This window comes from Curtobacterium sp. MMLR14_006 (genome assembly GCF_001864985.1).
Classification (GTDB): Bacteria; Actinomycetota; Actinomycetes; order Actinomycetales; family Microbacteriaceae; genus Curtobacterium.
Map to the genome: position 1 here is coordinate 25,957 of NZ_MJGU01000021.1, position 26,069 is coordinate 52,025.

Genomic DNA, 26,069 nt, shown 5'->3' on the forward strand with positions numbered 1-26,069 from the left:
TGCTGACTGCTGGCGGGTGGCGGCTTGCTGGCCGCTACGCCCAGCCGAGCTCGTGGAGCCGCTCGTCGTCGATGCCGTAGAAGTGGCCGATCTCGTGCACCAGGGTCGTGTGCACCTCGTCCTTGAGCTCGTCGAGGGTGTCGCACTCGGCCAGGTGCTGCTTGCGGAACACCACGATCCGGTCGGGCAGCTCGCCGAACCCGTACTGCCCGCGCTCGGTCGCCGCGACGCCGTCGTACACGCCGAACAGGTCGGAGCCGTCCTCGGGCTCGTCCTCGACGACGAAGACGACGTTGTCGAGCCCGTCCACCATCTCGTCGGGCAGCAGGTCGAGTTCGTCGGTCACGAGTTGCTCGAACTCGTCGGCGGACATCTCCATCACGGGCTCGATCGTCGCACACCGGGCAGGACGTCTCCCTGACGCAGCAGATCGAGGAGCGCCGGAGCCGAGGCGACGGACGCCTCGGGCGTGGTGTGCACCGGATCGAAGCGGGTCAGCACGGAGTCGATGACGAGTGGACAGGACCCGGCGGCGCACCAGAGCGGCGTCGAGTCGAGCACGGTCGTGTCCTGCACGTCCGCGAGCAGCCCGGTGAGGGCACGGATCTGCGTCCGGGCGACCTCGTCCCCCGAGCGACAGTCCTGCGGACCGCGGGTGCCCGCGACGCAGCTGACCGGTGCGTACCCCGGCGGAGTGGCCGGCACGACGACGACTCGGCCGACGTGCTCCCGCACGGCTGCGATCATGTCGCGTGTCCCCGACGCGTAGTCGTCCTCCGCGATGGACTCGAGGCTCGGATCGTCCTGGTCCCAGAACCGGTTCGTGACGACGAGCAGCTCCGGTTCCGTCCGCTCCAGCTCGTCGACGACCTCGGCGTTGTGCGCCGCGCAGCTCTCGGTGTCCGACGGCAGCGCCGTCGTCGAGAACGGGCACCCGATCTGTGCGCCGTTGCGCACCCGCAGTCGCGCGTCCGAGTCCTCGGCGAGTGCCCGCCAGCCCGGCGCCGAGAACGCGCCGGTCGAGTCGCCGGTCAGCAGGACGTCGGTGGTGCGGCCGTCCTCCGGCCCCCAGACGCAGCCGTCGCTCCGCCAGTCCGCCCCGATCAGCGAGCACCCGAGGGTCGAGGCCCAGTCCGAGGTCTTCGTCAACGAGTCCACGTACCCGCTCGCGCTGATCGCATCGGCGCTCGGCGTCAGGTCTGCCGGCCAGGTCCGGGCGCCCGCGCCCGCGGCCACATCCCGCGCGCGTGCCCGCAGCGCCGGGAAGGCCTCGTCCTCCGCTGGCAGGGCCTCGGCCGCAGCAGCCGGCACGGCCGGGAGCGGCCGCACGCGTTCCGCAGCGAACGACGTCGTCACGACGGTCAGCACGGTCATCGCCGCCAGCCCACCGAGCTGCACGCGCAGGCGGTTCTCGCGCAGTGTCCTCCGCAGGCCGGGTCGTCGGAACACCGTCTCGAGGGTCGCGTGGCTCGCGATCGCGGTGACCAGGGCCAACGCGACCACCACCGGCATCGGGACCGGCGCGACGAGCGGGAGCAGCAGGATGAACGGCCAGTGCCAGAGGTACAACGAGTAACTGATCGTCCCGAGCCCGACGAGCGGCCGCCACCGGAGCAACGCTGCCGCCCGAGGCCCCGCACCGGAACCCGAACCCGCCAGCAGGACGAGCGCGGTGCCGGCCGTCGGGACGAGCGCGAGCGGCGCCGGCACGCCCGACGACTCCCGCCCGATCAGGACCGACGCGCTGACGGCGACGAGCCCGACGACCACCATGCCCTCGCCGAGCAGCGGGCGGACGCTCCGACCCCGGGCACGGAGCGCGGCCAGGGCGACGAGGACCCCGAGCCCCAGCTCCCAGGCGCGGGTCGCCGTCGAGAAGTACGCCGCAGCGGGGTCCGCCGACACCGCGAGGAACGCCCAGACGACCGAGCAGAGGACGAGGACGCCGAGCACCGTCGCCGTCAGGCGGGTCCGCCCGGGGTTGGTCCCGCGGCCGAGCAGCACGACCATCAGGATCGGCAGCACGAGGTAGAACTGCTCCTCGACGCCGAGCGACCAGAAGTGCTGGAACGGCGACGGTGCGGTGGTCGCCGCGAAGTAGTCGGTGCCCTCGGCCGCGAGCCGCCAGTTCTGCAGGGCTCCGGCCGACCACAGCGCGTCGGTGAGGACCGTCCCGAGGCGGCTCGGGGTCAGCAAGAACCAGGCCGCCGTGACCGTCGTCACCAGCACGGCGAGCGACGCCGGCGCGAGCCGTCGGACCCGCCGGAGTGCGAACGCACCGAGGCGGATGCGCCCCGTCCGAGCACGCTCGCGCAGCAGCCCGGTCGCGATGACGAACCCTGAGATCACGAAGAAGACGTCGACCCCGAGGAAGCCACCCACCGGCCACCGGAAGGCGTGGTCCAGCACGACCGCGAGGACGGCGAGTCCGCGGAGCCCTTGGATGTCCGGTCGGAGGCGGGAAGTCTGCACCGCTCGACCGTACGAGGGCCGGGACGCTCGGACCGAACATTCCACATGTGTGGCCGCCTGCAGCTGGGGATGACCTGCTCGTCCGATGCACGACGAAGGCCCCGGTCCATCGGACCGGGGCCTTCAGCTGATCTCGATCAGCACTGGGGTGAATAACGGGTCTCGAACCCGCGACCTCCTAGACCACAACCAGGCGCTCTACCAACTGAGCTATATCCACCATGTGTGCACCGGCGACCGGCGCGACCACTCAATACTAGTACATACCGCGACCGGTGCCGACCACCCGTGTCGTCACTCGGCCGCAGGCTGGGCCAGGCGCGGTTCCCACTTCTCGACGACCTCGGCCTGGACCGCACGGACGTCGTCGGTCGTCGGGCCGGGCTCGGCGACGAAGCCGGCGCGACGGTAGTACTCGAGCTCGCGGATCGACTCGAGGATGTCCGCCAGCGCGCGGTGGCCGCCGTGCTTCTCCGGCGAGTTGAAGTACACCCGCGGGAACCAGCGACGGCAGAGCTCCTTGATGCTCGACACGTCGACGCTGCGGTAGTGCAGGTGGCCGTCCACGCGGGGCATGTACTTCGACAGGAACGCGCGGTCGGTGCCGATGGTGTTGCCGGCCAGGGGAGCGGACCCCTCGGCCGGGACGTGCTCGAGGATGTACTCGAGCACCTGGTACTCGGCGTCCGCAAGGCTCACGCCGTTCGGGATCTCCTCGATGAGCCCCGAGGTCGTGTGCATGTTCGTCACGAACTCGTTCATGTTGTCGAGCGCCGACTGGTCCGGCTTGATGACGATGTCGAACCCGGGGTGCACGGGCTCGAGGTCGAAGTCGGTGATGACCACGGCCACCTCGACGAGTTCGTCGACCTCGAGGTCGAGGCCGGTCATCTCGCAGTCGATCCAGACGAGGCGGTCATTCGCGGTTGCCATGCCCTCGATCCTATTGCCGACCGCCGACGCCCCTGGCGCACGCTGTCGGTGACCGTGCTGACCCGCGCCCGTGCCGCGCTGGTCGACGGGACGCCCGCCCTCGGGAACGGGTGCTCGTCGTCGCGGACCGGTCCCGCCTGGGCCCTCCGGGCAGCGGCGGCGGCGGCAGCGGCCGCAGTGGCGTCAGCGGCGGCGGCCGGCGAACGCGAGCGGGCGGCAGCGGCGGTCGGCGAACGCGAGCGGGCGGAATGCCGTACTCGCCAGCGTGGTGACCCGGGTCTTTCGCCCGCTCAGCGCGGCGTCCCGGTCGGAACCCGCCGGCGGGCCCGAACGGTACGGGCTGGAGCGGTGTCGCCAGCGTCCCGTTCGATACCCGTCCACGTACCGGGCCGGAGCGGGCCGGAGCGGCGGCGCGGGTAGCCGAGCGGGCGAAATGCCGCACTCCTCCGTGGCATGGCCCTGGTCTTTCGCTCGTTCAGCGCACGCGCTCCGTCCGCAACCGGTCCGTGAGCCTGTCTCCGACCTGTCCCCGACCAGTCCGCGGCCAGTGACGAGCCGTGCAGAGGAGCCCGGCCACCCGAGCGGGCGGAAGGTCGCAGTGGCGGGCCGTGGGCACCCGGGTCTTTCGCCCACTCAGCCCAGGGCGCCCCCGCTCAGCCCAGCGCGCCCTGGCTCGGCCGGGTTGCGACCTGGGCCGCGGCGCCTAACGTCCGATGTCCATCCGGCACCGGCACCGGCACCGGCACCGGCACCGTCACCTGCATCACGAACGGGCGAAAGGCCTGGGTCGCCGAAGCGATCACCCGGGTCTTTCGCCCGCTCGGCACACCGGACCCTCGCGCAGGACGAGCACGACCCACCCCCGGAACGCCCTCCCGGAACGCCGCCTGAGAACCCGGAGACCCCCGAAGGCCCCGGAGACCCCCGAAGGCCCCGGAGACCCCCGAACCCCCGACCCCCGACCCCCGAAACCCCCGACGCCCCCTACGCCATCTCCCCGGCCGAGATCGCCTCGGCCTCGACCCGCTCGGGCTCCGGGCCGTCGTCCACCCGGCGCAGGACCTTCGTCGTGCAGACGACCACCACGAAGGCGACGGCGACGGACGCCCCCGCGAAGACGTAGGCGGCCGAGGGCGAGAACGCGTCGGCGAGCAGGGTCGCGACGGGCGGGGCGATGGCGCCGCCGATGAACCGGACGGCGGAGTACGCGCTCGAGGCGACCGAGCGGGGCAGGTCGGTGGCCTCCATGACGGACTCGGTCAGGACGGTGTTGAGGACACCGAGCACGAGCCCGCCGATGACCACGCAGACCACGAGGCCGACCTGCGAGCGCACGACCACGGCCGCGGCGAACAGGTCGAGTGCGAGCAGGGGCAGAGCGATCTTCAGCACGGTCGTCCTGCGCAGGCGGGCGGTGAGCATCGGGGCGACCCACACGGAGGTGACGGCGAGGCCGACGCCCCAGCCGAAGAACGTGAAGCCGATGCCGAGTGCGCCGAAGCCGAGCGGGAACGGCGTGTAGGCGAGGAGGACGAAGAAGCCGATGTTGTAGAAGAGGGCGGTGGCCGCGAGTGCTGCCAGCGCCGGCCGACCGAGTGCACGGAACGGGGCGGAGAGCTTGGTCGGCGTGGGCTTCTCGAGGCTGCCGGACTTGAGCAGGGCGACGACGGCGACGAACGCGACGGCCATCAGGGTGGTGACGCCGAAGAACGGGCCGCGCCAGCTGACGGAGCCGAGCAGGCCGCCGACGAGCGGGCCGATCGCGATCCCGAGGCCGAGGGCGGCCTCGTACAGGATGATGGCCGACGCGGTGCCGCCGGAGGCCGCCCCGACGATCGTGGCGAGTGCGGTGGAGATGAAGAGGGCGTTGCCGAGGCCCCATCCGGCGCGGAAGTCGATGATGTTCCACACGCTGTTCGACGTGGCCGCGAGGACCGAGAACAGGACGATGAGCGCGAGCCCGATGAGCAGGGTGCGCTTCGCGCCGATGCGGCTGGAGACCCAGCTCGTGAAGAACATCGCGACGCCGGTGACGGCCAGGTAGCTCGTGAACAGGAGCTCGGTCTGTGCCGGGGTGGCGCGGAGCGACGACGCGATGGCGGGCAGGATCGGGTCGACGAGGCCGATGCCCATGAAGGCGACGACGCAGGCGAAGGCGATCGCCCAGACCGCGGACGACTGCTTGAGGATGGAGCCGGACGAGCCGGCGGGTGCGTGGGCGTTCACGCTGTGGTCTCCTGTCTGGTGGACGTGGGGGTCGTCCTGGTGCGCTCGGCGATCAGGGCGGTGGCGTGGTGCAGGGCGTCCCAGTCCTCGTCGGAGAGGTCCGAGAAGACCGGTCCGACGGTGTCGGTCAGGGTCGCCCGCCACGCGGTGAGTCGGGCGCGGCCGTCGTCGGTGATGCCGATGCGCTGGCCGCGGGAGTCGTCGGGGTCGACGGCGCGGGTGACGAGGCCGTCGGCGAGCATGCCGGTGACGAGCCGCGTCATGGTGGGCTGGGCGACGCGGGACGCGGCGGCGAGTTCGCCGAGGCGCATCGGCTCGTCCAGCTCGAGGATGCCGAGGGTCCGCCACACGGCCGGCGAGGTCGTGTTGCCGGTGGACTGCACGGCGGTCCGGATCAGGCGGTTGACGGAGACGAGGAGCGTCTCGATCGTCTGCGCCCGTGTTTGTTCCATGTCCGAACTATATAGCAGTGCTATGCATCCCGCGACAGGCGACGCCTGGTAGAAGGGACGCATGAGCGACATCACCATCCACGAAGGCGACGAGTACACCGCGATCTTCCACGGCGGTCCCTTCGACGGCACGACCGACACCCGCACCGCGACGAGCGACGCGCTGGACGACGAGGTCACGGTGTTCGCCGACGTCGAGGGCCTGCAGACCGCCCTGACCTACCGCATGACGAAGTCCCGCCAGGTCGTCGACCAGATCTCGGCCGAGTTCGAGTACGTCCCGAGCGAGTCCGACCCCGTGGACGACCTGCAGGACCGCGGCGACCGCAGCGGCGGCTTCGACCGGGAGTAGATCCCCCACCTGCCGCGTTGCACGATCACATGCAGCTCGACCTCTGGACGTCCGCCTTCTGTGCGCCGTGCGCCGCCGCCCGCCGGGTGTCGGCCGAGGCTGCGGCGCTCGTCCCCGGGCTCACCGTGACCGAGCGCGACGTGGCGGCGCACCCCGACGACGCGGAGGGCCTCGGCATCCGGTCCACGCCCACGATCATCGTGCGGCAGGACGACGGAGCCGAGGTCTTCCGGTCACCCGGCGTCCCCACCCGCGACCAACTCCTGCTCGCGGTCGCGAAGGCCGTCTGACCCCGGGTCGGGACGACGCCCGCCCGCCACGCGTTGTGAGGTCGGCGCAGCGACCACCACCGGCTCCGGCGGGTGGACGACCGCCAGGACCCGTCGCGCCAGGCGCTTCGCCGCCCGGATCGGCGCGCCGATCACCAGCGCGACGGCCCCGAGGAGGCTCCGGTCGGCGCCGCCGAGCGCGTTCTTGCGCTCCCACGCCCGACGGAGCGCGCCACCCCGACTGCGCCGGGCAGCCGGCCGGTCGACCAGCATGCCGGCGTCGCGCTGCGCCATGAGTGCGCCGAGCCGATCGGCCCAGTCGTCGTCGGACGCCGGGTGGAAGTAGTTGTCCCGCATCCAGCTCGCCCGCACCCGACCGAACCGGCCGTCCACCAGGTCGACCGCGTCGCCCTCCAGGCCGCTCGCCACGAAGACCTCGTTGATGAGGTGCCGTCCCGTCCCGAAGTCGGTCAGGGTGAGTGCGGGGACGCCACGTGCTGCTGCCTCGAGCACGGCCGTCGAGCTGATCGTCACGAGCGCGACCGCCCGGTCGAGGTGCTCGCCCATCGGCCCGCCCGCCACGACGAGGTTCGCGGGCGCGTCGGCCGGCACGAGGTCGGCGTAGGGGTGCTCCTCGCGGTGCGTCTGCTGTTCCCCCGTGACGGCGCGGGTCTTGACGACGACACGCCACTCCGGGTGCCGTCGCGCCGTCTCGACGAGTCGGTCGACGACGAGCGCCCGGTCCGCTCGTTCGAGGGGCACACTCGGCTGCGCCGCGAAGACGACGGAGTCGCGGACGCGGTCCGGGTCGGACAGCGCACCGGCGGCCCCCTGCGCGAAGGGCAGCGTCGCGAGCGCGAAGTGCGGTTCCACACCGCCGTCGACCGCCATCTCCTCGTAGGCCCGGACCTCGCGGTGGCTGTGCAGGACGAACAGGTCGGCACGCGCACGGAAGAAGACGCCCTTCCACTTCGCCGGGAACGAGATGCCCGGCAGCCCCGTCACGAGCACCGGTCGCCGCGGGATCCGTCGGTGCACCTCCTCGAGCACGAGTTCGGCCACCGGCCCGATCGTCGAGACGAGCACGGCGTCGGGCGGGTCGCGCCGTAGGTCCTCGACGATCGCGTCGACGCTCCGCGCCGCCGGGGGAGCCGTCCGCAGGTGCGCCAGCCGGGCGTCCAGCCCGCGGAACGCCGCGCGCAGTTGCGCCGTGCTCGCGGACCGCGGGGTGGCGACCGTCCAGACCTCCAGGTCCCAGTCCGGCGGTGCGGTGGCGAGCAGGTGCGCGCCCCACTTCGCGAACGAGTCGGTGTCGACCAGGCCGACCACCCGTCGGGCGCGTGGTGCCGTGTCGGACGGGAGGCGCGCCTCCCGTCCGACGGTCGACGCACGACCGTCGGCGGCTGCGTCCAGGGCGCGCGCCTCGTCGACCCCGCCCGTCACGCGCCGACGCGGCGCAGCTTCGCGAGGGGCGCCTGCTCGCCGGGGAAGATGCGCTTGACGCCGTCGCCGAGGGCGGTCTCGATGATGCGGACGTCGCGCGCGAGCGTCTGCAGGCCGTGCGGCTCGAGCGATGCCGCGTGGTCGGAGCCCCACATCGTGCGGTCGAGCGTGATGTGCCGTTCCACGGCCGTGGCGCCGAGTGCGACCGCGGCGATCGAGATCTGCAGGCCGGGCTCGTGGCCGGAGTAGCCGACCGGCACGCCGGCGTACCGGTTCGCGAGGGTGTCGATCATGCGGAGGTTCGCCTCCTCCGCCGGCAGCGGGTACGTCGACGTCGCGTGCATGAGGACGAGGCGGTCGGTGCCGAGCGTCTCGACGGCGGCGTCGATCTGCTCGAGCGTGGACATGCCGGTCGACAGGATGACGGGCTTGCCGGTCGCGGCGACGGCGGCGAGCATGCCGAGGTCGGTCACCGACGCCGAGGCGATCTTGTACGCGACGACGTTGAGGTCCTCGAGGAAGTCGACCGAGGGCTCGTCCCACGGGGACGCGAACCAGTCGAGACCGCGGAGCGTCGCGTGGTCGCCGATCTCGATGTACTGGTCGCGGTCGAACTCGACGCGGTAGCGGTACTCCAGGTAGGTCATGTCGCCCCACGGGGTGCTGCGCGGCGTGTTCTTCATGTGCTCGGGCGTCGAGATCTCCGGCGTGCGCTTCTGGAACTTCACGGCCTGCAGCCCGGCGTCCGCCGCGACGTCGATGAGCTGCTTCGCGATCTCGACGCTCCCGTTGTGGTTCAGGCCGATCTCGCCGATGAGGTACGCGGGGTGGCCCGCGCCGATCGTGGACGTACCGATGGTGACGGTCATGGTGCTCCGTTCGGTGCGGGCACGGCCCGCGTCGGGGATGGGGTCGAGGGGGTGGCCCCGACCGGTCGGGTGCTTCTCGACGAGGGGAGCGCGCCGGCGATCGCCTCCGCGACGGCCAGGTCGGACGGTTCGTCGACGTCGATCGCGGTGGCCGCGTCCACCACGTGCAGTTCCACGCGCCCGTGGAACCGGTGCCGGTGCTGCCGGAAGCCGGCGGTCCGCAGGACGGTGAAGGAGCCGGTCTCGCGGTACTCGGGCTCGCGGTCCTGGCGTCGGGGCCGGGTGGCGGCGTCGTGGTTGACGGCCACGGCGGACCCGTCCGGCGCGGTCCGCCACAGGAACGCGTGCGACGGGGCGGCCGCGAGGACCACGTCCGCGTGGCCCTGCACGACCCGGTCGATCGCAGCGTCGAGGTCGGCGGGTTCGATGAACGGCGAGGTCGCCTGCAGGAACACCAGGACCTCGGGGTCCGGCGCTCCCGTCGCGGCGAGCTCGTCGAGCACGTGCAGGAGCGCGGACTCCGACGAGGCCTCGTCCCCGGCCAGCTCGTCGGGGCGGCGGACGACGAGGGCCCCGGCCGCGCGGGCCTCGGCGGCGATGTCGTCCCCGTCGGTCGTCACGACGACGGCGTCGACCCGCTCCGCACCCAGGGCGGACTCGACCGCGCGCCGGACGAGCGAACGGCCGGCGACGGGACGGAGGTTCTTGCCCGGGACGCCCTTCGAACCGGCGCGGGCGGGCACCACGGCGAGGACGGAACCGGTGGAGCGCATGCCCCGGACGCTACGAACCGAGGGTGTCCCGGAAGCGAACGGCGGGCAGACGCGGACCGAACCGTTCCGGAAGCGTGCGGCGCCGGGTCGCCGCTAGAATCGACGTCGCTCGCCTCCGTAGCTCAGTGGATAGAGCAGGTGGTTTCTACCCACCGTGCCGCGGGTTCGATTCCTGCCGGGGGCACCGACGCGAACGGGCCGCCATCCTTCCGGATGGCGGCCCGTTCCTCGTCCGGGTGTCGACCCGGGCGCGGGTGGTGCTACTCGTCGTCGGCGGCCCGGCGGCGGAGCTCCGCGGCGCTGATCGGCTGCGTGTGGGTGGCCTCGGAGGTCTCGTCGGCGTCGGTCGGCTCGGCCGGTGCCTGCGACAGGCGGGTGGGGATCGACGTGGTGTTCGTCGTCCCCGCGGCGTCGAGCCGGGGTGCGCGGGCGGGGACGTCGTTCGCGGGGGTGCGGTTGACGTGCGACTCGGCGGCGGTCGGGGTCACGGCCGATCCGCCGAACACCTGCGTGGTGGCGCGGTCGTCCACGACCTCGGTGTCGTCGGTGTCGCGGGACGTACCCGAGGCGCCGGCCGGGCCGGTGCTGCCCGGGGTGGTCCGTGCGGGCTGGGCCGGGGTGCCGAGCGTCGGTCGCACGGGCGGCGTCGGCGCGGACGACGGGTCGTCGCCGTAGACCCGCGTCGTGTTCTGCCCGAAGGAGCGGGTGGCGTCGGCGTCGGAACCGCCACGGTTGACCGAGAACGCCGGGGTGGACGGGCCCTGGGCCGGGGTCTGGGACTGCGGGGCCTGCGGGGCCTGCGGGGCGGACGCCGGGGAGCCGTGCGTGCCGGCGCCACCGAGCGTGCCGGCGCTCCCTGCCGTGCCGGTACCGCTCGGCGTGCCGGTGCCGGTGCCGGTGCCGGTGGGGGCCGCTGCGGGCGTGGGCGTCGCCGCCGGGCGCAGGGAGGTCGTGGTCGGGGTGGGCCGCTCGGCCGGGGACGCCGGAGCGGGCGTCGCCGCCTGTGCGCGGGACTGCTCCACCTGGTCGGCGTTCCAGTCCTGCTGGCGCTTGATCAGTTCGGCGTCGGGGTCGGGGGAGTCGAACTTCCAGCGCTCGAGGTCGGCCTTGAAGAGCTTGCGGGCGCGGGACGGACGTGCCTGCCAGTCGAGCAGACGGTCGCGGAACTCGGCCAGCGACTGCTCAGCCTGGAAGCTGAACGTCGACGAGTTCTTCTTGATGTCCGCGATCTCGTGCTGGGTCCAGTTGGCGGCCAGCGGTGCACCGGGGACCGGGAGCAGACGCAGACGGATGTCGGCGTCCTCGGCGAGGTGGTCGGCGTAGCGGCGCTCGTCGTGTCCGAGCGCACCCCAGGCGGCCGCCTTGCGGGCCGCCGAGACGATCGCGGTGACCGCGGCGTTCTTCGCCTCGCGCTCCTGCAGGGCGACGACGCGCTTGGTCGCTCCGCGTCCGATCAGCGCGGCGATCACACCCGCCACGACGATGGCGACGAAGGGGATGACGGCGCCCGAGAGCACACGCCAGCCGTCGTCCGATGCGGTCCAGTCGCTCAGGTCGTTCCACCAGTCCATGCGCGCACCATACCCACGAAACGATCAGGCGCCGGGGAGGCCGGTCGGTGATCCGCCCATCCGGTCCGACACGATTCCAATGTGGAACATCATGACCAGCGGAGGGTGTCGACGGCGTCGTCGGCCGACCAGACGTTCGGCAGCTCGACGAAGCGACGCTCGGTCGCGACGTAGCGCCGGGCGCGGTACGCCGTGTCGCCCGCGACGTCGATCCGGTCGACGTACCCGACGATCTCGCCGTTCGCGCGGGTGACCCGGCTCAGGTCGTCGCGGACGTCGAGGACCCGGTAGTCACCGTGCGAGCGGGCGAGCGGGACACTGCGGATCCGCAGGACGGGTTCGTGTGTGGTCTGCATCGCTGCTCTCGGGTCGGTGTGGTCGATGACGGTGTGTCCGTCGGTGTGCAGCTGACGCTACGGGCGACCACCGACACGCCGACGCCTCCGGCGCGATCTGGGGAGGAGGGCGCCGAGCGCGCGCGGTGTGGAGGACCTGCACCCCGCGCCCTCGCCGTCGCAGCACGCCGGAGTACGGTGGCGACATGACGACGTTCGTGCTCGCAGGTGGATGTTTCTGGTGTCTCGACGCCGTGTACCGCACGCTCCAGGGGGTGCAGGAGGTGGTGTCCGGCTACGTCGGCGGACACGTGGACGACCCGTCGTACGAGCTGGTCTGCACCGGCACGACCGGTCACGCCGAGGCCGTCGCGGTGACCTTCGACGAGACCGTGCTCCCGGCCGAGGTGGTCCTCGACGTGTTCTTCACGCTGCACGACCCGCGGCAGCTGAACCGGCAGGGCGCCGACGTCGGCACGCAGTACCGCTCGGCGATGTTCCCCGCCGACGACGTGCAGCGCGAGCTGTTCGAGCGCGCGATCGAGCGTGCGGCCGAGATCTGGGACGGCGGGATCGTCACGACGATCGAGCCGCTGTCGACCTTCTTCACGGCAGAGGAGCACCACCAGGACTTCTTCGCGAAGAACCCCGGACAGGGCTACTGCCTCGCCGTCGCACTGCCCAAGGTGAACAAGGTCCGCAAGGCGTACGGTCAGTACATCCTGGCGTCCTGATCCCGGGGCGTCGGGGCCACGAGGAGGTGGTTCGAACATGACGGACGACACGGGGACCTGGGTCGCGATCGGTCCGGCCGGCGCGGTGGGCAGCATCCACCGGGCGGCGGACGGCTTCACGGTCGAGCTCTACGGACGACGACGGGCGGGTGGCGTGTACCCGTCGCTCGAGTCGGCGAAGGGCGCGGTCCACGCCGCGCTCGGCCCGTTGGCGGCCCGGCCCGAGTTCCACGCGCACTGACGGGCGTCGGTCAGGAGGCCCGGGGGACTCGTCCTCCACAGGTCGCCTCGACCGGTCCACACGTCACAGGTCGAGCCCGGGCCCGCTCACGCGGTCCCGGGCTCGATGACGATCGACGCATGAACGACATCATCACCGTCTGCGGAATCGTCGCCACCGAGCCCCGGCACCTCGTCACCGAGACCGGCATCGCCATCACGAGCCTCCGGCTCGCGTCACCCTCGCGTCGTTGGGACCGGGCCAGCGCCGCCTGGGTCAACGGCACCACGAACTGGTACACCGTCACCGCGTTCCGGTCGCTCGCGTCGAACGTCTTCAAGTCCCTGAAGAAGGGCGACCGGATCGTGGTCGCCGGTCGCGTCCGGATCCGTACCTGGGAGCGCGACGGCCGCGGCGGCACCTCCGTCGAGATCGACGCCGACGGCATCGGTCACGACCTGGCGTGGGGCATCAGCAACTGGGTCCGGGTACCGCGGCAGGTGAACGACCCATCGACGGGCCACGGCAGCACGCAGCAGGTCGACCTGCGCACCGGCGAGATCGGCGCCGGGGCACTGCCCACCGCGCCGGACCACACCGACCTCGACGCCGCCGCGACCTCCGGACCGGCGGAGGAGGCGCCCGACGCCGGGTACGAGGACCCAGCCCTGGCCGGGCCGGCGGTCGACACGCCGCCGCACCACGGCGCGCCCGGACTCGACGAGCACGACGTCCCTGACGCGCACGACGACGACCCGGTCGGGTCGTCCGCCGTCAGGGACGCCGCGTGACGCAGCTCAGCCGCGTCGGCCCGTCACCACTTCTGCGCGATCATCCCGATGCCGGAGACCTGCGCGGTGTCCCAGTTGCCGCCCTTCGGCAGACCCGAGACCCGGCCGTCGATCGTGAAGGACGCCCCCTGCACCCGCGGGCTGTTGGTCTGCTTCGCCTTGATCCCGTGGAACGTGAAGCTCGTGTCCCACTTGCCGTTCAGGCCGGTGTTCGACTTGCGGTCGCCGACCGTGATGCGGGTGTTCTGCACGGTGGAGTGCACGACGTCGCCGTTCAGCCGGGCGTTCGCCTCGGCGTTGAAGAACAGGCGGCCGTCCAGGTTGACCTTGAGCGTGCCGATCGTCTTGTGGTTGACGATCATCGTCGCGACGTCGTTCTTGTACCAGCGCATCCCGATGGGCGTCAGCTTGTTCGTCGCGGGGCCGAGGTAGCCGTAGGTGAACTTGCCGTTCTGCACCCGCTCCCAGATGTAGCGCGGCTTGCCCTTGCTCTGCGGCGAGCCCTTGTCCGACTGGATCCCGAACGAGTACGCGTTGTTGTGGGCGTCGTGGACGTTGATGTACGACGAGTAGCCGGTGCCGGAGCCGTTCGCGCTGATGCTCGCGGTGTACAGCAGGTACGGGTCGCCCTTCGGGACGGCACCGGCGGCCGAGGCCGGAGCGGCTGGGGCGAGGAGCGCGGCGGTGAGCGCCAGCGCGCCGACGAAGGGGACCGCGAGGCGGCGGAGTCGAGTGGTGGTGGTGAGCCTGGTCATGCCGGTCGTCCTCTTCGTGTTCCTGTTCCTGTCCGCGTCGTGGTCGGCGACGGGGCTCCGTGGTGGCGGGGCGTGGACACGCTACGTCGTCGTCCGACGGTGCGACAGACCCTCGTTGCGGGGTGCGCGATCCGGCGATCGGTCCGGGCGCGAGCGGGGGACGGGCGGGATCACTACACTTGGGCGCGATATGGCTGAGTACATCTACCAGATGGTCCGCGCCCGCAAGGCGGTCGGCGACAAGCTGATCCTCGACGACGTCACGATGTCGTTCCTCCCCGGCGCCAAGATCGGCGTCGTCGGACCGAACGGCGCGGGCAAGTCGACGATCCTGAAGATCATGGCCGGTCTCGACCAGCCCTCCAACGGCGAGGCCAAGCTCTCGCCCGGCTTCACCGTGGGCATCCTCATGCAGGAGCCGGAGCTCGACGAGTCGAAGACCGTGCTCGAGAACGTGCAAGAGGGCGTCGGCGAGATCCACGGCAAGCTCGCCCGCTTCAACGAGATCTCGGCGCTCATGGCCGAGCCGGACGCCGACTTCGACGCCCTGCTCGCCGAGATGGGCACCCTGCAGGAAGAGATCGACGCCGCTGACGCGTGGGACCTCGACTCGCAGCTCGAGCAGGCGATGGCCGCGCTCCAGTGCCCCCCGGGCGACGAGCTCGTCACGCACCTGTCCGGTGGTGAGAAGCGCCGCGTCGCGCTCTGCAAGCTCCTGCTCCAGAAGCCCGACCTGCTCCTGCTCGACGAGCCCACCAACCACCTCGACGCCGAGAGCGTGCAGTGGCTCGAGCAGCACCTGCAGCAGTACCACGGTGCCGTCCTCGCCGTCACCCACGACCGGTACTTCCTCGACCACGTCGCGCAGTGGATCGCCGAGGTCGACCGCGGCCGTCTGTACCCGTACGAGGGCAACTACTCGACCTACCTCGAGAAGAAGCGTGCGCGCCTCGAGGTCCAGGGCAAGAAGGACGCCAAGCTCGCGAAGCGTCTGTCCTCGGAGCTCGACTGGGTCCGCAGCAACACCAAGGGCCGTCAGGCGAAGTCGAAGGCCCGTCTCGCCCGGTACGAGGAGATGGTCACCGAGGCCGAGCGCACCCGCAAGCTCGACTTCGAGGAGATCGTCATCCCCGTGGGCCCGCGTCTGGGCTCCCAGGTCATCGACGCCGAGAAGCTGCACAAGCAGTTCGGTGAGCGCGTCATCATCGGCGACCTGTCCTTCACGCTGCCCCGCAACGGCATCGTCGGCGTCATCGGCCCGAACGGTGTCGGCAAGACGACGCTCTTCAAGACCATCGTCGGCCTCGAGCCGCTCGACGGGGGCACCCTGAAGATCGGTGAGACGGTCGACATCTCGTACGTCGACCAGAGCCGTGGCGGCATCGACCCGAACAAGAACCTGTGGGAGGTCGTGTCCGACGGGCTCGACTACATCCAGGTCGGCAAGACCGAGATCCCGTCGCGGGCCTACGTCTCGCAGTTCGGGTTCAAGGGCCCGGACCAGCAGAAGCGCGCCGGCATCCTGTCGGGTGGTGAGCGCAACCGTCTGAACCTCGCGCTCACGCTCAAGCAGGGCGGCAACCTGCTGCTCCTCGACGAGCCGACCAACGACCTGGACGTCGAGACCCTCGGCAGCCTCGAGAACGCCCTGCTCGAGTACCCGGGTTGCGCCGTGGTGATCACGCACGACCGGTGGTTCCTCGACCGCATCGCGACCCACATCCTCGCGTGGGAGGGCCTCAACGAGGACGGCACGCCGAACTGGTACTGGTTCGAGGGCAACTTCGAGGCCTACGAGGAGAACAAGATCGAACGCCTCGGTGTCGACGCCGCGAAGCCGGGTCGGTCGACCTACCGCAAGCTCACGCGCGACTGACCGGCGTGACGAGACTGCACGCTCCGATCCGCATGCGGTGGAGCGACATCGACGCGTACGGTCACGTCAACAACTCCGCGATGCTGCGCCTGCTCGAAGAGGCGCGCATCGTGGGGTTCTGGGGCGCGGACCCCGACGAGCGGTCGGCGGACGGCAGCATCCCGGAGCCGATCATCGACGGTCGTCCGGGTTCCGGCACGATGACCGTCATCGCCGGGCAGCGGCTCGAGTACCTCGCGTCGATCCCGTACCTGCGGCAGCCGCTCGACATCCAGATGTGGATCGGGCGGCTCGGCGGCGCGAGCATCGACGTGTCGTACGAGGTCTGGTCCCCGGTGGGGCAGGACCCCGCCGTGCTCTACACCCGGGCGACGACGGCGCTCGTGATGGTCGACGCCGCGACGAACCGTCCTCGTCGCCTGACCGCTCCCGAGCGGGCGGCGTGCGAGGCGTACCTCGAGGAGCCGGTCACCTTCAGCCGGCCGTAGCGGCGCCGGGGGCCGCGCCGGGCACACCGGCACCGACGCGGGGACCGGCACCGGCACCGGCACCGGCGCGGGGACCTACACCGGGACCGGCGCCGACGCGGGCACCGGTCGGGACCCGCGGGTGGCCCCGCAGGGGTCAGCGCGGTACCCGCATCATGCCCTCCTGCGCCACGGTGGCGAGCAGCCGTCCGTCGCGCGAGAACATCCGGCCGAGCGCCAGGCCTCGTCCGCCCTGTGCGCTGGGGGACTCCTCGACGAAGAGCACCCAGTCGTCGGCCCGGCCGTCGCGGTGCCACCACATCGCGTGGTCGAGGCTCGCGCTCTTCACGCCGGGCGTGCCCCAGGCGACACCGTGGCGGCGCATGATCGGTTCGAGGATCGACAGGTCGCTCGCGTAGCCGAGCACCGCGCGGTGCAGGGCGCGGTCCTCGGGCAGGTCGCCCTGCACGCGGAACCACACGGCCTGGTGCGCCACGTGCTCGCCCTGCACGTCGACGAACACGGGACCCTCGACGTGGCGCAGGTCGATGGAGCGCTCGGCCCATGCCTGCGCGACCGGGTGGTCGATCGCGGACAGGATCGATGCCGCCGACGGCAGGGACTCCGGGTCGGGGACGTCCACCGGGACGGCGTCCTGGTGCTCGACCCCGGTGTCGGGCGCCTGGAACGAGGCGATCATCGAGAAGATCGGCACCCCCTGCTGGTACGCCTGCACGCGGCGGGTCGCGAACGACCGGCCGTCGTGGATGCGCTCGACGCCGAACGTGATCGGGGCGTCGATGTCGCCGGGGCGCAGGAAGTAACCGTGCATCGAGTGGATGTCGCGGCCCTCGATGGTGGCCTGCGCGGCGACGATGCACTGCGCGAGCACCTGACCGCCGAACACCCGCCCGCCGGGTGACCAGTGGCTGACGCCGGTCAGGATGGTCTCGCCGGTGCTCGCGCCCGTGTCCTCGAGTCGCAGGGTCCGCAGGAAGTCCGGTTCTCCGTTCACGTGGTGCAGTCTACGAACGGCGGACGGACCCGGTGCACCCGGGCACGGCCGGTAGGATCGGAGCCGACATGAGCACCTCGTTCACGCTTCCCGACGCCGCCTCACTGGGTGACCTCCGCACCTACCTCGGGCGGGCAGCCCGGATCGAGGACGGTTCGGTGCGGCTCATCGCCGACTCCGGTGTCCTCGCGGTGTACACGGCGATCCTCTACCCGCTCGGCCTGCTCGACGAGCTGCCGACCGTGCTGGGGCTGCGCACGTTCTCGTTGACGGAGCCCGCGACGATCGACGTCGTCGTGCCGTTGCAGTCGCTGCTCGAGCGGCTCCGCCTGCTGGCCGAGGCGCAGGACGCCGAGCACGCCGAGGGTGCCGACCCGACGCGGGCGACCCCGATCGAGGTCGAGCTCCCGCACGAGGTCCACACGGTGACGTGGGCGGCCATCTCGCCGCCGCGCGGCGGGTGGGTGCCCCTGCCGGACGTCTCGCCGGAGCTCCTGCGGCGCGCCACGCGCGACGGCATCACCGAGGTCGCCGAGGCCGTGCCGTCGAACGCCGGCGAGGCCATCGTCCGCAAGGTCCGCTCCGAGGTCTGGGGGCGACCGGTTCCGGGCATCGAGCACCTGCCCGCCGGGGCCGGGTTCGCCGGCGAGAGCCTGGGGTTCCTCGGGCACGACCCGGTCCGGCTGTTCGAGACCGGTCCGTGGAGTCGGCTCACGACGTCGCGCGGGCACGTGCTCGTGAAGCGTCGCGCCTGGACGCTCTCCCTCTGACGGGCACCGCTCCGACCGCCGGTGGTTGGGTGGGGGCATGCACGTCTTCCTCACCGGCGCGTCCGGCTTCATCGGCTCCTCCGTCCTGCGTGCGCTGGTGGCGCACGGGCACGACGTCACCGCCCTCGTCCGTTCCGACGAGAAGGCGCAGCGCGTCCGTGACGCCGGGGGCGACGCGGTCGTCGGCGACCTGACCGACGCCGCGGTCGTCGACCGCCTGCTGCAGGAGCACGACGGTGTGGTGCACACCGCGTCGGCGCCCGACGTCGACCCGGACTTCGTCCGCGCGGTCCTCGCGGCGTTCGACGGCACCACGAAGCCCTTCGTGCACACCGGCGGCGTTTTCACCTTCGGCGACTCGACGGACATCTCCGAGCAGTCGCCGGTCGACCCGCCCGCGCTGACCGCGTGGCGGACCGCGAACGAGGCCGCCGTCCGGGCGAGCGCCGTGCGCACCACGATCGTCGCGCCGGGCATCGTGTACGGGCACGGCGGCGGCATCCCCACGATGTTCGTCGGCGACGGCGAGGAACCGGTGCGGCTCGTCGGTGACGGGTCGCAGCGCTGGACCACGGTGCAGGTCGACGATCTCGGTGAGCTCTACGTCCTCGCCCTGGAACGCGCCGAGCAGGACGGCTCCGTCGTCGCCGTGAACGGGGACGCCCCGACGGTGCGCGAGCTCGCCGAGGCCGGCGCACACGGCTCGCCGGTGGTCCCCGAGAGCGCCGACGACAGCCGCGCACGCCTCGGGGCCGACTTCGCCGACGCACTGCTCCTGCACCAGGAGGCGACGGGCGCGCACGCGCGCGCCGCGTACGGCTGGGCCCCGGCCGGCCCGTCACTGGTCGCGGACCTGGCGGACGGGTCCTACCGGGTGTGAGGTGACCGGGTGGCGGGCGGGAGGCCCGTGGTCGTGTCCGCCACGGGCCTCCCGGCCGTCACGGACCGCGGCAGACCGCCGGGCGTCAGTCGAACGTGTTCGTCATGGCGTGCGCGGCTCGGTCGAGGTACGCCCAGAGCTCGGCTTCGTCGAGGGGCGCGAGTCCGAGCGACTCGACGGCCGTGCGCATGTGCTGCAGCCAGTGCTCGCGTGCCTCCGACGTGATGCGGAAGGGCATGTGCCGCATCCGCAGGCGGGGGTGCCCGCGCTCCTCGCTGTAGGTGCCCGGCCCGCCCCAGTACTGCTGCAGGAACGACGACAGCCGCCAGATCGCGCCGTCGAGGTCGTCGGCCGGGTACATCGGCCAGATCACGTCGTCCTGCTGCACGCCCTCGTAGAAGCGGCGGACCAGACGGTCGAAGGTGGGTGCCCCGCCGATGCGGTCGAACAGCGACCCGGTGGCGGCGGCCCCGTTCGCGCCGACGCGCAGTGTGATCGGCTGCCCCGGGGTGCCGGGCATGCCGTTCGGCGACGTGGGGTCGGTCATCTGGCGTCGTTCCCGTCGTCGGGTCGGTCGGTCTGGGCCGGCTTGCCGAGCAGGGTGCGCCGGGGGCGGCGGGGCTGCGTCGGAGCGGGGGTGGGCTGCGTGCGGACGGTGCGCAGGCCGTTGATCGAGGTGGCGTTCTCCCAGCCCTCGGGCATGATCATCGCCATCGCGGGGAGGGTGATGCCGAGCTCGTCGACGGCGCGCTTCAGACGGGTGCGGAGCTCGCGGCCGACGACGTCGAGCTCGGAGGCACGGGTCTTCACGACGAGCCGGAACACCATGCCGTCGTCGGAGATCGACTGCAGCCCCCAGATCTCCGGCTTCTCGACGATCCGCTGGCGCCAGCGGGGCTCCTGCGACATTGTGACCGCGGCCCGGAGCAGGGCGTCCTGCACGGCGTCGATGTCGGTGTCGTAGGGGACCGTGATGTCGACGAGCACGCGCGACCAGCCCTGCGACAGGTTGCCGACCCGCAGGATCTGCCCGTTCGGGACGAACCACAGGATCCCGTTGACGTCGCGGATCTGCATGACCCGCAGGCCGACGTTCTCGACCACGCCCGTGGCCTGGCCGGTGTCGACGACGTCGCCGACGCCGGCTTGGTCCTCGAGGATCATGAAGACGCCGGAGAGCAGGTCCTTGACGATCGACTGCGCGCCGACGGCGAGCCCGGCGGCGACGAGGGAGGCACCGCCGACGATCCCGACGGCGGCGTTCGGGATCGCGACCGGGATGATGATCGCCAGCGCGATGACCACCACGACGACCGTCGCGAGGTTCTCGAGCACGCTCCCGAGGGTCCGGGTGCGCTGGACCACGCGGGCGGTCTGCACCGGGGACGCGACGAGCGCCTGGGTGTCCTCGGCGCCCTGCCGCTTCTTCACGCCGTGCACGACGCGGTCGACGACCTGCTTGATCATGCGCCGGAGGAGCAGCCGCAGCACGATCGCCGCCAGGATCGTGATGACGATCGTGATGGGGACGTGCCAGGCGTCGACGAACTGGGTGAATGCGTTGGACGCCCACTTCGGGACGTCGGTGGTGTCTGCAGCCGAGATCATGTCCGGTCGATGGTAGGGGGACGGGGTGTGGTGTCCCTGGAGGAACGCCACACCCCGTCCGGGTGGGTGGATGCGGCTCAGGCGCCGGTGGTGTCCGCGCCGTCGGCGGCCTGCACGCGGAGCGCACGCTCGGTGCCCGCCAGGCTCTCGGTCACGATGCGGCGCAGGGCCGGCGTCTCCGGGTGCTCCTCGAGCCACGCCGCGGCGGCGTCACGGAGCTCGGTCGACGCGAGGGGCGCCGGGTAGAGGCCCGAGACGATGGTGTCCGCCATGTGGTAGCTCCGCTCGGCCCAGATGCGGGTGAGCACGGCGAAGTACTCCGGCACGAGGCCTTCGAGCACGACCGGGCTGTTCACGTGCTGGAACCCGACCGTGGTCTGCCGCACGATCGCGTTCGGCAGCTCGGCCGAGTCGACCAGCGACGAGAACGCGGCGAGCTTGCCCTCGGCCGTCGGGATCGTCGCCCGGGCGCGGGCCGCGGCCTGCTCACCGGACGCGGTCTTGTCGGCGGCGAGCTCGGCGTCGATCTCGGTGCCGGCAGCCGCACCCGCGAGCACGAGGCCCTCGAGCAGCTCCCAGCGCAGGTCGGTGTCGATCTCCAGGCCCTGCAGCGTGACGGACCCGTCACGCAGGCCCTGGAGCGTCGCGACGTGCTCGGGGGTGGACGGGATCTGCGCGAAGAACTTCACGAACTGGAACTGCGCGTCCGAGCCGGCCTCGGCGCTCGACGCCAGGTTCCACAGCGTGTCGCCGACCGTGCGGACCGTGGCGTCGACCCGCGCCGGTGCCACGTAGTTGCGGGCCGTGAGCAGCAGCTGCGAGAGCGTCGTGCGGATCGTCGTCGACTCGGTCTCGGTCGCGATGTTGCCGAGCACCAGGCGGACGTAGTCGCTCGCGGGCGACTCAGCGTCGCGCGTGGCGTCCCACATCGCACCCCACACGATGGAGCGGGCGAGCGGGTTCGCGATCGACGCGAGGTGCTCGATCGCCGTCGTGCGGGAACGCTCGTCGAGACGGATCTTGGCGTACGCCAGGTCGTCGTCGTTGAGGAGCACGAGGTCGCCGCGGTGCACGCCGACGAGCTCGGGGACCTCGGTGCGGGCGCCGTCGACGTCGATCTCGACGCGGTGGACCCGCTCGAGCGTGCCGCCGGCGGACGCGGCACCGGCGCCGAAGGGCGCGGACGCGTCGTCCTGGAAGGCGTAGACGCCGATCGCCAGACGGTGCGGACGGAGCGTCGGGTGGTCGGCGGGCGCTTCCTGCAGCACGGCGAACGACGTGATCGCGCCGGACTCGTCGACCTCGATCTCCGGGCGGAGTGTGTTCACCCCGGCGGTCTCGAGCCAGGCCTTCGACCACTCGGTGAGCTCACGGCCGCTCGTGGCCTCGAGCTCGACGAGCAGGTCGCGCAGCTCGGTGTTCGAGTGGTGGTGCTTCTTGAAGTACGCCGAGACGCCCGCGAAGAACGCGTCGATGCCGACCCACGCCACGAGCTGCTTCAGGACGGAGCCGCCCTTGGCGTACGTGATGCCGTCGAAGTTGACCTGGACGTCCTCGAGGTCGTTGATCGTCGCGACGATCGGGTGCGTCGAGGGGAGCTGGTCCTGGCGGTAGGCCCAGGACTTCTCCATCGCCTGGAACGTGGTCCACGCCTCGGTCCACTCGGTGGCCTCGGCGGTGGCGATCGTGGAGGCCCACTCGGCGAACGACTCGTTCAGCCAGAGGTCGTTCCACCACTTCATGGTGACGAGGTCGCCGAACCACATGTGGGCGAGCTCGTGCAGGATCGTGACGACCCGGCGCTCCTTGATGGCGTCGGTGACCTTCGACCGGAAGACGTAGGTCTCGGTGAAGGTGACGGCGCCGGCGTTCTCCATCGCGCCCGCGTTGAACTCCGGGACGAACAGCTGGTCGTACTTCTCGAAGGGGTAGGCGACGTCGAACTTCTCCTCGAAGTACGCGAAGCCCTTCTTCGTGGTCTCGAACACGTACTCCGGGTCGAGGTACGCGGCGAGGGACCGGCGCGCGAAGACGCCGAGGGGGATGGTGCGGCCGTCGCGGCTGGTGAGCTCGTCGCGGACGACCTCGTACGGGCCGGCGACGAGCGCCGTGATGTAGCTCGAGATGCGTGCGGTGGGCGGGAACGACCAGGTCGCGACGTCGCCGTCGACGTGCGGCTCCGGGGTGGGGGAGTTCGACACGACCTGCCAGCGCGACGGCGCGGTCACCGTGAAGGTGAACTCGGCCTTGAGGTCGGGCTGCTCGAACACCGCGAACATGCGGCGGGAGTCGGGCACCTCGAACTGCGAGTACAGGTAGACCTCGTCGTCGACGGGGTCGACGAAGCGGTGCAGCCCCTCGCCGGTGTTCGTGTACAGCGCATCGCTGACGACCACGAGCTCGTTCTGCTCCTGCAGGTCGTCGAGCTGGATCCGGACCCCGTCGTTCACCGCCGCCACGTCGAGGGCGGTGCCGTTCAGCGTGATCGAGTGCACCGTCGCGGTGATCGCGTCGATGAAGGTCGAGGCACCGGCCGTCGCGGTGAACCGGACGCGGGTGGTGCTGCCGAACGTCTCCGCACCGCGGGTCAGGTCGAGCTCGACGTCGTAGGTCTGCACGGCGACGACGCTCGCGCGCTCCTGTGCTTCGATTCGGGTGAGGTTCTCTCCGGGCACGCAACGCTCCATCTTCGCTGGGGACGCGGACGATCGGTGTCCGCGCGGGGGAGTCCCGGAGCGGCGTCGTGCACCGGCGGGACGATGGGCTCCAGCCTAGCGACGCCGCGTACGCTCACAGCGTGACCGAGACGACTGTGGACAACACGACCGAACCCGCCGCCGCACGCACCGCTGTGGAGAAGAGCACTGCGGAGAAGAGCACCGTGGAGTTCTGGTTCGACCCGAACTGCCCGTGGGCCTGGATGACGAGCCGCTGGGTCGACGAGGTCGCCCGGCACCGCGACCTCGACGTGACGTGGAAGGTGATGAGCCTGTTCGTCCTCAACGAGGACCAGGACGTGCCGGACACCTACCGCGAGCGCCTCGAGCAGGGCCAGGTGTACCCGCGGATCGTCACGGCGGCACGCCTGCGGAACGGCGACGAGATCGTCAAGCCGCTGTACGACGCGCTCGGCGAGCACATCCACCACCGCCAGGAGTCCGATCCCGCGCAGGTCGTCCCCGCGGTGCTCGAGGAACTCGGCCTGGACGCCGACCTGCTCGACCAGGCCTGGACGGACGAGGTCGACCAGGCCGTCCGTGCGAGCCACCAGGACGGCATCGACCGTGTCGGGCAGGACGTCGGCACCCCCGTGATCGCCGTCGAGGGCACCGCCTTCTTCGGCCCGGTCATCTCCCCGGCGCCGAAGGGCCAGGAGGCGCTCGACCTGTGGGACGGCGTCGTCGCGGTCGCGAAGTACCCGGGCTTCTTCGAGCTCAAGCGCTCGCGCACGGTCGGCCCGATCTTCGACACGACCGCCTGACGCCCGGGAACCAGGTTCCGGACACAGCACCGCGGTATCCCGTGGTTCCGTGTCCGGAACCAGGTTCCGTTCGTCGGTGCTCGCGGACGGCAGACGGGAGGCGCGGGTCGCCGCGGCCACGTCCGTTCCGTCAGGCGAGGGGCAGGCGCATGAGCGTCAGGTCGAGCCAGCGGTCGAACTTGCGTCCGACCTCGGGCACGACCGCGACCGCGCGGAACCCGAGCTGCTCGTGCAGGGCGATCGACCCGGTGTTCGTGCTGCAGATCCCGGCCATCATGACGTGCCGGCCCTCGGCGGTCGCCCGCCCGACGAGGGACCGCATCAGGGTCGAGGCGATGCCCCGGCCGCGGAACGACTCGACCACGTAGACGCTGTGCTCGACGGTCAGCCGGTACCCGTGGTGCGGCCGCCACTGTGAGTAGGTGGCGTACCCGGCCACGGTGCCGTCGACCTCGGCGACGAGCACGGGGTACCCGTCGCCCTGCCGTCCGGACAGCCAGCCGTCGAAGTACGACCGGGGGTGCGGTTCGTCCTGCCAGATGGCGGTCGAGTGCAGCACGGCGTCGACGTGCAGGGCGTGCACGACGTCGAGGTCGGCCGGGGTGCAGTCGCGGATCACGACCCCGTTCGTCGCATATGCTGTCGTCATGTCTCACATCGTAGACGACGACTCGGGTCTCGCGGAACGCGCCCTCGGCGAGCGGCTGCAGCGCCTCCGCACCGAGCGGCGGTGGAGCCTGACCGAGCTCGCCGAGGAGTCGGGTGTGTCCCGCGCCATGATCAACCGCGTCGAACGCGGGGTGTCGAGCCCCACGGCGACGATCCTCGGACGGCTGTCCGGTGCGTTCGGCCTGACGGTCTCGCAGCTCCTCGACGAGGCCCTGCAGCACGAGGTGCCCAGGGCGACCGATCCCGACGAGGCGCGCGGCGTCCAGCGCGGCGCGACCGCCGACTCCTGGACCGATCCCGACACCGGGTACCGCCGCCGTCCGGTCTCGAGCGCGGCGTTCCCCGCGGACGTCACCGAGGTGCGCCTCCCGGCCGGCCGCGAGGTGGCGTACCCGGCGTCCGCCTACGCGTTCCTGCGGCACTGCATCTGGGTGGTCGACGGGGTGCTCGAGCTCGTCGTCGGCGGCGAGCCGACGCGGCTCGGTGCGGGGGACCGGATCGAGCTCGGCGACCCTGCCGACGTGGTCTACCGGAACCCGGGCGAGACCGACGTGCGGTACGTCGTCGTCGTGGTCCGGGGGCAGTGACCGCGGGAATAGGATCGGAGCCATGCGCATCCACCTCGGAACGGACCACGCCGGCCTCGAGTTCAACCAGACCCTCGCCACCCACCTGACCGAGGCCGGGCACGAGGTCGTGGACCACGGGCCGACCGCGTACGACGCGCTCGACGACTACCCCTCGTTCTGCATCAACGCCGCGCACGCCGTGGTGCAGGACCAGCGCGCGGGCGTCCCGGCGCTCGGCGTCGTCTTCGGCGGCTCCGGCAACGGCGAGCAGATCGCCGCGAACAAGGTCGAGGGCATCCGGGCCGCGCTCGTCTGGAACGAGTCGACCGCGCTGCTCGCCCGCCAGCACAACGACGCCAACGTCATCTCGATCGGCGCCCGCCAGCACACCGAGGCCGAGGCGATCCGCTTCGTCGACCTGTTCATCGCCGAGCCGTTCTCCGGCGAGGAGCGCCACGCCCGTCGCATCGCGCAGCTCGCCGAGTACGAGACGTCCGGGCTGATCGCCGGCAGGCAGATCGATCAGTAAGGCCGAGTAG

General features: G+C 71.7%; 28 protein-coding genes and 2 tRNA genes. 13 read left to right on the top strand and 17 right to left on the bottom strand.

Annotated elements, in window-relative coordinates; all coding sequences use genetic code 11:
* Window positions 1-34: 34 nt before the first annotated feature.
* From BIU94_RS08140 to BIU94_RS08165, 6 genes are all read right to left on the bottom strand, one after another.
* Window positions 35-379, bottom strand: a complete 345-nt coding sequence (locus BIU94_RS08140) for a metallopeptidase family protein (RefSeq protein ID WP_071257100.1) — start codon at window positions 377-379, stop codon at window positions 35-37.
* Window positions 379-2,472: an acyltransferase family protein gene (locus BIU94_RS08145; protein WP_071257102.1), complete on the bottom strand. Its 2,094-nt coding sequence runs from the start codon at window positions 2,470-2,472 to the stop codon at window positions 379-381. Before BIU94_RS08145 ends, BIU94_RS08140 begins: the two co-directional genes overlap by 1 nt.
* Before the next feature lie 144 nt (window positions 2,473-2,616).
* Window positions 2,617-2,692: transfer RNA gene (locus BIU94_RS08150), tRNA-His, on the bottom strand.
* Window positions 2,693-2,766: 74 nt separating this feature from the next.
* Window positions 2,767-3,405 carry an oligoribonuclease gene (gene orn / locus BIU94_RS08155; protein WP_071257104.1) on the bottom strand — a complete coding sequence of 213 codons (639 nt, stop codon included), beginning with the start codon at window positions 3,403-3,405 and terminating at the stop codon, window positions 2,767-2,769.
* Between the two features lie 984 nt (window positions 3,406-4,389).
* Entirely contained in the window at window positions 4,390-5,631 is a 1,242-nt protein-coding gene (locus BIU94_RS08160; protein WP_071257106.1) for an MFS transporter, read from the bottom strand.
* On the bottom strand, window positions 5,628-6,083 hold the full coding sequence (locus BIU94_RS08165; RefSeq protein ID WP_071257108.1) for a MarR family winged helix-turn-helix transcriptional regulator: 456 nt from the start codon (window positions 6,081-6,083) through the stop codon (window positions 5,628-5,630). Before BIU94_RS08165 ends, BIU94_RS08160 begins: the two co-directional genes overlap by 4 nt.
* A 61-nt stretch (window positions 6,084-6,144) precedes the next feature.
* Here BIU94_RS08165 and BIU94_RS08170 point away from each other — a divergent pair, with 61 nt between their 5' ends.
* On the top strand, window positions 6,145-6,435 hold the full coding sequence (locus tag BIU94_RS08170) for a hypothetical protein (RefSeq protein WP_071257110.1): 291 nt from the start codon (window positions 6,145-6,147) through the stop codon (window positions 6,433-6,435).
* Between the two features lie 29 nt (window positions 6,436-6,464).
* Complete coding sequence (locus BIU94_RS08175; protein WP_071257112.1) at window positions 6,465-6,725, top strand: thioredoxin family protein; 261 nt, start codon at window positions 6,465-6,467, stop codon at window positions 6,723-6,725.
* On the opposite strand, the gene BIU94_RS08180 is transcribed toward BIU94_RS08175, so the two are convergent.
* From BIU94_RS08180 to BIU94_RS08190, 3 genes are read right to left on the bottom strand one after another with little or no spacing between them, the layout of a single operon-like run.
* Window positions 6,669-8,147 carry a DUF6716 putative glycosyltransferase gene (locus BIU94_RS08180; RefSeq protein WP_071257114.1) on the bottom strand — a complete coding sequence of 493 codons (1,479 nt, stop codon included), beginning with the start codon at window positions 8,145-8,147 and terminating at the stop codon, window positions 6,669-6,671. The two genes, BIU94_RS08175 and BIU94_RS08180, sit on opposite strands and share 57 nt — an antisense overlap.
* On the bottom strand, window positions 8,144-9,016 hold the full coding sequence (locus BIU94_RS08185) for an N-acetylneuraminate synthase family protein (protein ID WP_071257116.1): 873 nt from the start codon (window positions 9,014-9,016) through the stop codon (window positions 8,144-8,146). Before BIU94_RS08185 ends, BIU94_RS08180 begins: the two co-directional genes overlap by 4 nt.
* The gene (locus BIU94_RS08190) at window positions 9,013-9,789 is read right to left on the bottom strand and encodes an NTP transferase domain-containing protein (RefSeq protein ID WP_071257118.1); all 777 of its coding nucleotides are present in this window, start codon (window positions 9,787-9,789) and stop codon (window positions 9,013-9,015) included. Before BIU94_RS08190 ends, BIU94_RS08185 begins: the two co-directional genes overlap by 4 nt.
* 111 nt (window positions 9,790-9,900) lie before the next feature.
* Here BIU94_RS08190 and BIU94_RS08195 point away from each other — a divergent pair.
* Window positions 9,901-9,973: transfer RNA gene (locus BIU94_RS08195), tRNA-Arg, on the top strand.
* Between the two features lie 76 nt (window positions 9,974-10,049).
* On the opposite strand, the gene BIU94_RS08200 is transcribed toward BIU94_RS08195, so the two are convergent.
* The gene (locus BIU94_RS08200) at window positions 10,050-11,360 is read right to left on the bottom strand and encodes a hypothetical protein (protein ID WP_071257120.1); all 1,311 of its coding nucleotides are present in this window, start codon (window positions 11,358-11,360) and stop codon (window positions 10,050-10,052) included.
* Between the two features lie 89 nt (window positions 11,361-11,449).
* Window positions 11,450-11,716: a hypothetical protein gene (locus tag BIU94_RS08205; protein ID WP_083404686.1), complete on the bottom strand. Its 267-nt coding sequence runs from the start codon at window positions 11,714-11,716 to the stop codon at window positions 11,450-11,452.
* A 185-nt stretch (window positions 11,717-11,901) separates the two neighbouring features.
* On the opposite strand from BIU94_RS08205, the gene msrA reads away from it, so the two are divergent.
* The 3 genes from msrA to BIU94_RS08220 all read left to right on the top strand — a co-directional run bounded on the left by msrA (window position 11,902) and on the right by BIU94_RS08220 (window position 13,440).
* Window positions 11,902-12,429, top strand: coding sequence for a peptide-methionine (S)-S-oxide reductase MsrA (gene msrA / locus BIU94_RS08210; protein ID WP_071257122.1), 528 nt, complete (start codon window positions 11,902-11,904; stop codon window positions 12,427-12,429).
* A gap of 37 nt (window positions 12,430-12,466) precedes the next feature.
* On the top strand, window positions 12,467-12,670 hold the full coding sequence (locus tag BIU94_RS08215) for a hypothetical protein (protein WP_071257124.1): 204 nt from the start codon (window positions 12,467-12,469) through the stop codon (window positions 12,668-12,670).
* 119 nt (window positions 12,671-12,789) lie between these two features.
* On the top strand, window positions 12,790-13,440 hold the full coding sequence (locus BIU94_RS08220; RefSeq protein WP_071257126.1) for a single-stranded DNA-binding protein: 651 nt from the start codon (window positions 12,790-12,792) through the stop codon (window positions 13,438-13,440).
* Window positions 13,441-13,463: 23 nt separating this feature from the next.
* Here the strand turns inward: BIU94_RS08220 and BIU94_RS08225 are convergent, their stop codons facing one another.
* Window positions 13,464-14,195 (bottom strand): hypothetical protein, encoded by a 732-nt coding sequence (locus BIU94_RS08225; protein WP_071257128.1) that lies wholly within the window; start codon window positions 14,193-14,195, stop codon window positions 13,464-13,466.
* A 190-nt stretch (window positions 14,196-14,385) separates the two neighbouring features.
* Between BIU94_RS08225 and ettA the strand changes: the two genes are divergently transcribed.
* Window positions 14,386-16,071 (top strand): energy-dependent translational throttle protein EttA, encoded by a 1,686-nt coding sequence (gene ettA, locus BIU94_RS08230; protein ID WP_071257130.1) that lies wholly within the window; start codon window positions 14,386-14,388, stop codon window positions 16,069-16,071.
* Between the two features lie 32 nt (window positions 16,072-16,103).
* Window positions 16,104-16,559: a thioesterase family protein gene (locus BIU94_RS08235; protein WP_071257133.1), complete on the top strand. Its 456-nt coding sequence runs from the start codon at window positions 16,104-16,106 to the stop codon at window positions 16,557-16,559.
* 136 nt (window positions 16,560-16,695) lie between these two features.
* On the opposite strand, the gene BIU94_RS08240 is transcribed toward BIU94_RS08235, so the two are convergent.
* Complete coding sequence (locus BIU94_RS08240) at window positions 16,696-17,553, bottom strand: acyl-CoA thioesterase II (RefSeq protein ID WP_083404687.1); 858 nt, start codon at window positions 17,551-17,553, stop codon at window positions 16,696-16,698.
* A 68-nt stretch (window positions 17,554-17,621) separates the two neighbouring features.
* Here BIU94_RS08240 and BIU94_RS08245 point away from each other — a divergent pair, with 68 nt between their 5' ends.
* Together BIU94_RS08245 and BIU94_RS08250 are read left to right on the top strand one after the other, a co-directional pair.
* On the top strand, window positions 17,622-18,323 hold the full coding sequence (locus tag BIU94_RS08245; RefSeq protein WP_071257138.1) for a hypothetical protein: 702 nt from the start codon (window positions 17,622-17,624) through the stop codon (window positions 18,321-18,323).
* Window positions 18,324-18,360: 37 nt separating this feature from the next.
* Window positions 18,361-19,203 (top strand): NAD(P)H-binding protein, encoded by an 843-nt coding sequence (locus tag BIU94_RS08250; RefSeq protein WP_071257141.1) that lies wholly within the window; start codon window positions 18,361-18,363, stop codon window positions 19,201-19,203.
* A gap of 85 nt (window positions 19,204-19,288) precedes the next feature.
* Here BIU94_RS08250 and BIU94_RS08255 read toward each other — a convergent pair whose 3' ends face one another.
* From BIU94_RS08255 to pepN, 3 genes are all read right to left on the bottom strand, one after another.
* Window positions 19,289-19,750 carry a globin gene (locus tag BIU94_RS08255; RefSeq protein ID WP_254783026.1) on the bottom strand — a complete coding sequence of 154 codons (462 nt, stop codon included), beginning with the start codon at window positions 19,748-19,750 and terminating at the stop codon, window positions 19,289-19,291.
* The gene (locus BIU94_RS08260) at window positions 19,747-20,811 is read right to left on the bottom strand and encodes a mechanosensitive ion channel family protein (protein ID WP_071257143.1); all 1,065 of its coding nucleotides are present in this window, start codon (window positions 20,809-20,811) and stop codon (window positions 19,747-19,749) included. Before BIU94_RS08260 ends, BIU94_RS08255 begins: the two co-directional genes overlap by 4 nt.
* Before the next feature lie 77 nt (window positions 20,812-20,888).
* Entirely contained in the window at window positions 20,889-23,486 is a 2,598-nt protein-coding gene (gene pepN / locus BIU94_RS08265) for an aminopeptidase N (RefSeq protein WP_071257148.1), read from the bottom strand.
* Between the two features lie 245 nt (window positions 23,487-23,731).
* Here pepN and BIU94_RS08270 point away from each other — a divergent pair, with 245 nt between their 5' ends.
* Window positions 23,732-24,292, top strand: coding sequence for a disulfide bond formation protein DsbA (locus BIU94_RS08270; protein WP_254783033.1), 561 nt, complete (start codon window positions 23,732-23,734; stop codon window positions 24,290-24,292).
* Window positions 24,293-24,422: 130 nt separating this feature from the next.
* On the opposite strand, the gene BIU94_RS08275 is transcribed toward BIU94_RS08270, so the two are convergent.
* Window positions 24,423-24,941 carry a GNAT family N-acetyltransferase gene (locus tag BIU94_RS08275; protein WP_071257150.1) on the bottom strand — a complete coding sequence of 173 codons (519 nt, stop codon included), beginning with the start codon at window positions 24,939-24,941 and terminating at the stop codon, window positions 24,423-24,425.
* Between BIU94_RS08275 and BIU94_RS08280 the strand changes: the two genes are divergently transcribed.
* Window positions 24,940-25,548, top strand: coding sequence for an XRE family transcriptional regulator (locus BIU94_RS08280; protein WP_071257158.1), 609 nt, complete (start codon window positions 24,940-24,942; stop codon window positions 25,546-25,548). The genes BIU94_RS08275 and BIU94_RS08280 overlap by 2 nt on opposite strands.
* A 22-nt stretch (window positions 25,549-25,570) precedes the next feature.
* A complete protein-coding gene (locus BIU94_RS08285) occupies window positions 25,571-26,059 on the top strand; it encodes a ribose-5-phosphate isomerase (protein WP_071257160.1) in 489 nt (162 codons plus the stop codon).
* Window positions 26,060-26,069: the final 10 nt, after the last annotated feature.

Bases quoted from the DNA above. Each gene is read 5' to 3' on its own strand.
- BIU94_RS08140 (WP_071257100.1), bottom strand. From the start codon at position 379: ATGGAGATGTCCGCCGACGAGTTCGAGCAACTCGTGACCGACGAACTC.
- orn (WP_071257104.1), bottom strand. From the start codon at position 3,405: ATGGCAACCGCGAATGACCGCCTCGTCTGGATCGACTGCGAGATGACC.
- BIU94_RS08165 (WP_071257108.1), bottom strand. From the start codon at position 6,083: ATGGAACAAACACGGGCGCAGACGATCGAGACGCTCCTCGTCTCCGTC.
- BIU94_RS08170 (WP_071257110.1), top strand. From the start codon at position 6,145: ATGAGCGACATCACCATCCACGAAGGCGACGAGTACACCGCGATCTTC.
- BIU94_RS08175 (WP_071257112.1), top strand. From the start codon at position 6,465: ATGCAGCTCGACCTCTGGACGTCCGCCTTCTGTGCGCCGTGCGCCGCC.
- BIU94_RS08185 (WP_071257116.1), bottom strand. From the start codon at position 9,016: ATGACCGTCACCATCGGTACGTCCACGATCGGCGCGGGCCACCCCGCG.
- BIU94_RS08190 (WP_071257118.1), bottom strand. From the start codon at position 9,789: ATGCGCTCCACCGGTTCCGTCCTCGCCGTGGTGCCCGCCCGCGCCGGT.
- BIU94_RS08200 (WP_071257120.1), bottom strand. From the start codon at position 11,360: ATGGACTGGTGGAACGACCTGAGCGACTGGACCGCATCGGACGACGGC.
- BIU94_RS08205 (WP_083404686.1), bottom strand. From the start codon at position 11,716: ATGCAGACCACACACGAACCCGTCCTGCGGATCCGCAGTGTCCCGCTC.
- msrA (WP_071257122.1), top strand. From the start codon at position 11,902: ATGACGACGTTCGTGCTCGCAGGTGGATGTTTCTGGTGTCTCGACGCC.
- BIU94_RS08215 (WP_071257124.1), top strand. From the start codon at position 12,467: ATGACGGACGACACGGGGACCTGGGTCGCGATCGGTCCGGCCGGCGCG.
- BIU94_RS08220 (WP_071257126.1), top strand. From the start codon at position 12,790: ATGAACGACATCATCACCGTCTGCGGAATCGTCGCCACCGAGCCCCGG.
- BIU94_RS08225 (WP_071257128.1), bottom strand. From the start codon at position 14,195: ATGACCAGGCTCACCACCACCACTCGACTCCGCCGCCTCGCGGTCCCC.
- ettA (WP_071257130.1), top strand. From the start codon at position 14,386: ATGGCTGAGTACATCTACCAGATGGTCCGCGCCCGCAAGGCGGTCGGC.
- BIU94_RS08235 (WP_071257133.1), top strand. From the start codon at position 16,104: ATGCGGTGGAGCGACATCGACGCGTACGGTCACGTCAACAACTCCGCG.
- BIU94_RS08245 (WP_071257138.1), top strand. From the start codon at position 17,622: ATGAGCACCTCGTTCACGCTTCCCGACGCCGCCTCACTGGGTGACCTC.
- BIU94_RS08250 (WP_071257141.1), top strand. From the start codon at position 18,361: ATGCACGTCTTCCTCACCGGCGCGTCCGGCTTCATCGGCTCCTCCGTC.
- BIU94_RS08255 (WP_254783026.1), bottom strand. From the start codon at position 19,750: ATGACCGACCCCACGTCGCCGAACGGCATGCCCGGCACCCCGGGGCAG.
- BIU94_RS08260 (WP_071257143.1), bottom strand. From the start codon at position 20,811: ATGATCTCGGCTGCAGACACCACCGACGTCCCGAAGTGGGCGTCCAAC.
- BIU94_RS08270 (WP_254783033.1), top strand. From the start codon at position 23,732: ATGACGAGCCGCTGGGTCGACGAGGTCGCCCGGCACCGCGACCTCGAC.
- BIU94_RS08280 (WP_071257158.1), top strand. From the start codon at position 24,940: ATGTCTCACATCGTAGACGACGACTCGGGTCTCGCGGAACGCGCCCTC.
- BIU94_RS08275 (WP_071257150.1), bottom strand. From the start codon at position 24,941: ATGACGACAGCATATGCGACGAACGGGGTCGTGATCCGCGACTGCACC.
- BIU94_RS08285 (WP_071257160.1), top strand. From the start codon at position 25,571: ATGCGCATCCACCTCGGAACGGACCACGCCGGCCTCGAGTTCAACCAG.